General features: G+C 71.4%; 5 protein-coding genes, 1 tRNA gene and 1 pseudogene. 2 read left to right on the forward strand and 5 right to left on the reverse strand.

Annotation, left to right across the window (positions count from 1 at the left end; all coding sequences use genetic code 11):
* Window positions 1-53: 53 nt before the first annotated feature.
* The 5 genes from thrC to ACSLTV_RS24700 form a co-directional block, all read right to left on the reverse strand.
* Complete coding sequence (gene thrC / locus ACSLTV_RS24680; RefSeq protein ID WP_432134104.1) at window positions 54-1,112, reverse strand: threonine synthase; 1,059 nt, start codon at window positions 1,110-1,112, stop codon at window positions 54-56.
* Window positions 1,113-1,118: 6 nt separating this feature from the next.
* A complete protein-coding gene (locus tag ACSLTV_RS24685; RefSeq protein WP_432134187.1) occupies window positions 1,119-2,417 on the reverse strand; it encodes a homoserine dehydrogenase in 1,299 nt (432 codons plus the stop codon).
* Between the two features lie 211 nt (window positions 2,418-2,628).
* Window positions 2,629-4,020 (reverse strand): diaminopimelate decarboxylase, encoded by a 1,392-nt coding sequence (gene lysA, locus ACSLTV_RS24690; protein WP_435612902.1) that lies wholly within the window; start codon window positions 4,018-4,020, stop codon window positions 2,629-2,631.
* Between the two features lie 61 nt (window positions 4,021-4,081).
* Window positions 4,082-5,221 carry an ArgS-related anticodon-binding protein NrtL gene (nrtL, locus tag ACSLTV_RS24695; RefSeq protein WP_435612903.1) on the reverse strand — a complete coding sequence of 380 codons (1,140 nt, stop codon included), beginning with the start codon at window positions 5,219-5,221 and terminating at the stop codon, window positions 4,082-4,084.
* A 170-nt stretch (window positions 5,222-5,391) separates the two neighbouring features.
* Complete coding sequence (locus ACSLTV_RS24700) at window positions 5,392-5,883, reverse strand: response regulator (protein ID WP_435612904.1); 492 nt, start codon at window positions 5,881-5,883, stop codon at window positions 5,392-5,394.
* A 108-nt stretch (window positions 5,884-5,991) separates the two neighbouring features.
* Here ACSLTV_RS24700 and ACSLTV_RS24705 point away from each other — a divergent pair.
* Both ACSLTV_RS24705 and ACSLTV_RS24710 read left to right on the forward strand, forming a co-directional pair.
* Window positions 5,992-6,063, forward strand: a tRNA-Arg gene (locus tag ACSLTV_RS24705).
* 199 nt (window positions 6,064-6,262) lie between these two features.
* A pseudogene (locus ACSLTV_RS24710) lies at window positions 6,263-6,815 on the forward strand (transposase); the annotation flags it as partial.

Raw genomic sequence — 6,815 nt, forward strand, 5'->3', positions numbered from 1 at the left:
GCGCACGATGCGTGTCGTAAGCCCCCTGTGCCCCCCTTGTGGGGATTACCCCGTCAGGCGAGCCCCAGGCGCTCGGCCGCCGTCGCCGCGTCGACCGGTACGGTGACCGGCTGCGGGGCGCCGGCGACCGCCCAGTCGGGGTCCTTCAGACCGTTGCCGGTGACCGTGCAGACGATGCGCTGGCCCGGGTCGACCTTGCCCTGCTCGGCCGCCTTGAGCAGGCCGGCCACCGACGCGGCGGACGCGGGCTCCACGAAGACGCCCTCCTGTGCGGCCAACAGCCGGTAGGCGCGCAGGATCTCACGGTCCGTCACCTCGTCGATGAGGCCGCCGGACTCGTCCCGCGCCGCCAGCGCGTACTGCCAGGAGGCGGGGTTGCCGATGCGGATGGCGGTGGCGATGGTCGACGGGTCCTTGACGACCTCGCCGCGCACGATCGGGGCGCTGCCGGAGGCCTGGAAACCCCACATCCGGGGCGTCCTGGTGGACACGCCGTCGGCGGCGTACTCCCGGTACCCCTTCCAGTACGCGGTGATGTTGCCCGCGTTGCCGACCGGCAGGACGTGGATGTGGGGCGCGTCGCCGAGCATGTCCACGATCTCGAACGCGGCGGTCTTCTGACCCTCGATACGCACCGGATTGACCGAATTGACCAGCGCCACGGGATAGTTGTCGCTCAGCGCGCGGGCCAGCGTGAGGCAGTCGTCGAAGTTGCCGTCGACCTGGAGGATCTTGGCACCGTGGACGAGCGCCTGGCCCATCTTGCCGAGCGCGATCTTGCCCTGCGGGACGAGCACGGCGGACACCATGCCCGCGCGCACCGCGTACGCGGCGGCCGAGGCGGAGGTGTTGCCGGTGGAGGCGCAGATGACCGCCTTGGCCCCCTCCTCCTTGGCCTTGCTGATGGCCATGGTCATGCCCCGGTCCTTGAAGGACCCGGTGGGGTTCGCGCCCTCCACCTTGAGGTGGACGTCGCAGCCCGTGCGCTCGGAGAGCACCTGCGCGGGCACGAGCGGCGTACCGCCCTCGCGGAGCGTCACGACCGGCGTGCCGTCGGACACCGGGAGCCGGTCCCGGTACTCCTCGATGATTCCGCGCCATTGGTGGGTCATTGCTGGTTACTCTCCTTCAACCCGCATGATGCTGGCGACACCCCGCACGGTGTCGAGCTTGCGCAGCGCCTCGACGGTCCCGTTCAGGGCGGCGTCGGAGGCCCGGTGGGTGACGACCACGAGGGACGCGTCGCCGACCCCGTCCTGCCGTCCCTGCTGCCGAACCGTATCGATGGACACCCCGTGCTCCGAGAACACGGTGGCGACCTGGGCGAGAACACCCGGTTTGTCCGCCACGTCCAGACTGATGTGGTACCGCGTGACGACCTCGCCCATGGGCGAGACGGTCAGCGCGGCGTACGCCGACTCGCCGGGCCCCGTCGCCCCGCTGAGCCGGTTGCGGCAGACGGCGACGAGGTCGCCGAGGACGGCGGAGGCCGTGGGCGCGCCGCCGGCGCCGGGCCCGTAGAACATCAGCTGGCCCGCCGCGTCCGACTCGACGAACACCGCGTTGTACGCCCCTCGCACGGAGGCGAGCGGGTGAGTGAGCGGAATCATGGCCGGGTGCACGCGGGCGGTGACCGAGCCGCCGTCCTTCGCCCGCTCGCAGATGGCGAGCAGCTTGATGGTGCAGCCCATCTCCTTGGCGGAGGCGAAGTCGGCCGCCGTCACCTCGGTCATGCCCTCGCGGTAGACGTCGTCGAGGCGCACGCGCGTGTGGAAGGCGATCCCGGCGAGGATGGCCGCCTTGGCGGCCGCGTCGAACCCCTCGACGTCGGCGGTCGGGTCGGCCTCGGCGTACCCCAGGGCGGTCGCCTCGTCGAGGGCCTCCTGGTAGCCGGCGCCCGTGGTGTCCATCTTGTCGAGGATGAAGTTGGTCGTCCCGTTGACGATGCCCATCACCCGGTTGATCTTGTCGCCGGCGAGCGACTCGCGCAGCGGCCGGATCAGCGGGATGGCGCCGGCGACGGCCGCCTCGTAGTAGAGGTCCCTGCCGTGCTCGCCGGCGGCGGCGTGCAGGGCGGCCCCGTCCTGGGCGAGCAGGGCCTTGTTGGCGGAGACGACGGAGGCGCCGTGCTCGAAGGCGGTGGTGATGAGGGTCCGGGCGGGCTCGATCCCACCGATGACCTCGACCACCACGTCGATGTCGCCGCGTTTGACGAGGGCGGTGGCGTCGGTGGTGACCAGCGCGGGGTCGATACCCTCACGCACCTTGGAGGGCCGCCGCACGGCCACGCCCGCCAGCTCGACGGGGGCACCGATCCGGGCGGCGAGGTCGTCGGCGTGCGTCGTCATGATGCGCGCCACCTCTGAGCCGACCACTCCACAGCCCAGCAGCGCCACCTTCAGCGGACGCGTACGCATCATCCGACCTCGTTTCCTCATACCGTCTAGGTTGAACCAGTCTCACCCACCGGACCGGAGTTTCTATCCCCGGTCCGGATCGTGAGACGTCTATTTCATTTTCGCGGGCGCGGTGCGCAGGAGATCTTCCACGCGTCTTCTCCGGAGGCCTTCCGGGGGCGCTCCTCGGTCAGCCGGGACGCTCCCGGGGCGGGCCCGGGGTCGCTCCCGGTCATCCGACGTCGAGACGCAGGAGGTCCTCCTCCGTCTCACGGCGGACGATCACCCGCGCCTCGCCGTCGCGCACGGCGACGACCGGCGGGCGCAGGACGTGGTTGTAGTTGCTCGCCATGGACCGGCAGTACGCGCCCGTCGCGGGTACGGCGACGAGGTCGCCCGGCGCCAGGTCGGCGGGCAGGAACGCGTCCCGCACGACGATGTCGCCGCTCTCGCAGTGCTTGCCGACGACCCGGGTCAGCATCGGCTCGGCGTCGGAGCTGCGGGAGACCAGCGCGACGCTGTACTCGGCGTCGTACAGCGCGGTCCGGATGTTGTCCGACATGCCGCCGTCGACGGAGACGTAGGTGCGGAGGTGATCGAGGGGCTTGATCGTGCCGACCTCGTACAGCGTGAAGGCGGTCGGCCCGACGACGGCTCGCCCCGGCTCCACCGAGATCCGGGGCGTGCGGAGCCGGGCGGACTCGCACTCGCGCGTCACGATCTCGGTGAGCGCCTTGGCGATCTCGTGCGGCTCACGCGGGTCGTCGTCGCTGGTGTACGCGATGCCGAGGCCGCCGCCGAGGTCGATCTCGGGCAGCTCGACGCCGTGCTCGTCCCGGATCTCCTTCAGCAGCCCCACGACCCGGTGGGCGGCGACCTCGAAGCCGGACATGTCGAAGATCTGCGAGCCGATGTGGGAGTGGATCCCGATCAGCTCGATCCCGTCCAGCCGCAGCGCCCACCGCACCGCCTCGGCGGCCTGCCCGCCGGCCAGCGGGATGCCGAACTTCTGGTCCTCGTGGGCGGTGGCGATGAACTCGTGGGTGTGCGCCTCGACCCCGACGGTGACGCGGATCTGCACGCGCTGGCGCTTGCCGAGTTCCTGCGCGATGTGGGCGACGCGCACGATCTCCTGGAAGGAGTCGAGCACGATCCGCCCGACGCCGGCCTCGACGGCCCGGCGGATCTCCGCGACGGACTTGTTGTTGCCGTGGAAGGCGATCCGGTCGGCGGGCATGCCGGCCGACAGCGCGGTGGCCAGCTCGCCGCCCGAGCAGACGTCGAGGTTCAGCCCCTCCTCGTGCAGCCAGCGCACCACGGCCCGGGACAGGAACGCCTTGCCGGCGTAGAAGACGTCGGCGTCCTGACCGAAGGCGGTGCGCCAGGCGCGGGCGCGGGAGCGGAAGTCGGTCTCGTCGAGGACGTAGGCCGGCGTGCCGAACTCCTCGGCGAGCCGCCGGACGTCGATCCCGCCGACGGTGAGCACGCCCTGGTCGTCCCGGGTGACCGTCTCGGCCCAGACCTTCGGGTCGAGGGCGTTCAGATCGGCGGGCGGGGCGGTGTAGTGCCCCTCGGGCAGGACGTCGGCGTGGCGGGGCCCGGCGGGGTGTGCGGAACGGCTCATGACTTCGTGGGGCTCTCTGTGGGCTCTGGCACGCGGTGTCTTCTCGTCTTCCCCGCTGTGCTCAGAGGTGGTCGGGTGCGTCGATGCCGAGCAGGGACAGGCCGCCGGCCAGCACCGTCCCGGCGGCTTCGGCGAGGGCGAGCCGGGCACGGTGGGCGGCCGAGGGTTTCTCCGCCCCGCGGGGCAGGACGGTGGGCAGGAAGGTGAGCGTCGCGTCGGCGACCGCCACCAGGTGGCGGGCCAGGCGGGAGGGGGCGGCGGGGTCGGGGGCACCACCCGTGCCGTCCGCGCCGCCCGCAGGGCGGGGGTGGGTGACGGCGGAGGCGAGGAGGCGGGGGTGGTCGGCGAGGAGGGGGAGGAGGAGGGAGTGGGGGGTGCTGTGCTCGGCGTACTGGCCGGGCGCGGCCTGCTCGATGCCCGCGGCTTGCTCGATGCGCTGGGCTTGCTCGATGCGCTCGGCTTGTTCGGCGGAGCCGAAGGGAAGGTCTTCGGCGGAGCCGAGGTCTGCTGCGAAGCCCAGGTCGGCGGCGTTGCGGCTGACGGCCCGGGTGCGGGCGTGGGCGTAACGGACGAGGAAGAGAGGGTTGCTCTCGCGCTGCACCAGGTGCTCGGAGGTGATCCGGGGCCGGTCGTGCGGGGCGGGGTGCAGCAGCGCCCAGCGGGCGGCGTCCGGGCCGAGCGGTGCGGGGTCCTCGGGCGCGGGCACGGGCCGCAGAGTCACGGGTTCACGGTGATCGACCTCGACACGCCCGCCCTGCGAGCCGATGAGGCGGGCCAGTACGTCGGCCAGCACCTCGGCGCGTACGTCATAGGGGACGCGCACCGGGAAGACCTGCCCGGCGAGGCGGTCGCTGTGGCCGTAGCGCGCCCCGTCCCGCAGCACCGTCCGCACCAGCTCGGCGTCGGCGGCGCGGTCGAGGCGGATGTTCAGGAACCCGGGTCCGGTGATCTCGACACCGGCGACACCGGCGGCACCGTCGAGATACGGCCGCAGCACCTCGGCGACCCGAAGCGGGGGCTGCCCGGCGGGCCGGGCGAGCTGCAGGGCGACATTGGTCGCGTAGTCCCCGCACCCCCCGGGCCCCGGCGGCGTGACGGACACCCGCGCGGGAAGCGCCGGCACCTCCACACACAGCTCACCGGCCTCGACGGCACGCCGGACGGCGTGCAGCACGGTGCGGGAGAGCTCGACGGGGGTCACGGGACAAGCGTATGGGAGGAGGGGGGTGGGTAGGCGAGCCGGTTTACCCGGGGTCCCGGGATGTGGACGTGTCCTGCGCCACGGGTGCCGTAGGGAGGGAGACCGGCCGGCAGGGGGTGCCCGGCGGGCGCACCGGGCGAGGGAGAGTCACCCGACGTTCCTGTCCTTACCTACCCCTCGACGGTGAGCCGCCCGGGCTCGCTCCCCTCCCCCAGCACCGGCTCACCTCGCTGACCGCCCGTCCGCTCCATCAGGCGCCGAACGACCTCGACGAGTTCCGCCGGCTCGAACGGCTTGGCGAGGAACGCGTCGACACCCACTTCGAGGCCGGCGTCGACCTCGTACTGGGTGCAGGCGCTGACGATGGCGAGCGGAAGATCACGGGTCCGGGGGTCGGCGCGCAGACGAGCGGCGGTCCGCAGCCCGTCCATGCGGGGCATGACCACATCGAGGGTGACGGCATCGGGCTGCACCTGATGCACGACGTCCAGGCACTCGGCACCATCAGCCGCGGTCACGACCTCGAACCCCTCCAGTTCGAGATTGACCCTGATCAGCTGGCGGATGACCTTGTTGTCGTCCACGACAAGCACCCGCCCCGACGCGCCCGGCACAACTCGAGAGTAGGTCCGGACCGGCCACCGCGTCCGGGTTTTCCCCACTTCCGCCCCCTGCGGGGGACCCGACCCCCGGAAACCCGTTCATGACCACCCCGGAGGAGCTGGTAGTGTTCTACCCGTCGCCGCGAGCAACAAGCTCCACACCGACACGCCCCCGTAGCTCAGGGGATAGAGCAACGGCCTCCGGAGCCGTGTGCGCAGGTTCGAATCCTGCCGGGGGCACTCGCCAGTCAGCCAGCAAGAACCAGGGTCTGACCAGGGCGAATGCCGACATAAGAGAGCGGGAGTCAGTCTCACTGACTCCCGCTCTCTCTCGTTGTCTCTCAGCGTTCGCGACACACCTCGCCTCGCGCTTTCATGAAGCGGGCTGTCCGGCAGGCGGTCAGCAAAGCAGAAAGTACCTCTGACCAGCAAGAATGAGGGGGGAAACGCTGGCTCAAAGACCGCTGCCGACCACATCACCACCGCCGAACTGGCCCTCGCCCAGCTACCGAAGCACTACCGGCGAGGGCGCCAGACGCTGATCCGCACGGACTCCGTCGGCGGCACTCATGACTTCGTGTCCTGGCTCGCGAAACGAGGCCGATGGCTGTCCTACTCGGTCGGCATGGTGATCACCGAAGCAATCCACGAACACGTGCTGAAGATCCCCGCCTCAGCCTGGACCCCAGCCGTCGAGACCAACGGTGAGACCCGTGACGGGGCCTGGATCGCCGAGCTCACCGGCAAGCTCCTGGACTGCTGGCCCAAGGGCATGCGACTGATCATCCGCAAGGAACGGCCCCATCCTGGCGCCCAGTTGAGGATCACAGACGCGGACGGCATGCGGATCACGTGCTTCGCGACCAACACTCCTGACCGGCCGATCGCCACCCTCGAGCTCCGTCACCGGCTGCGGGCCAGGGCCGAGGACCGGATCCGGGCCGCCCGGTCCACCGGCCTACGCAACCTGCCCCTGCACCACACCGCGCAGA

The sequence above is a fragment of the Streptomyces sp. bgisy159 genome (assembly GCF_965341775.1).
GTDB lineage: Bacteria > Actinomycetota > Actinomycetes > Streptomycetales > Streptomycetaceae > Streptomyces.

Coding starts and splice junctions, on each gene's coding strand:
- thrC (WP_432134104.1), bottom strand. CDS start 1,112: ATGACCCACCAATGGCGCGGAATCATCGAGGAGTACCGGGACCGGCTC.
- ACSLTV_RS24685 (WP_432134187.1), bottom strand. CDS start 2,417: ATGCGTACGCGTCCGCTGAAGGTGGCGCTGCTGGGCTGTGGAGTGGTC.
- lysA (WP_435612902.1), bottom strand. CDS start 4,020: ATGAGCCGTTCCGCACACCCCGCCGGGCCCCGCCACGCCGACGTCCTG.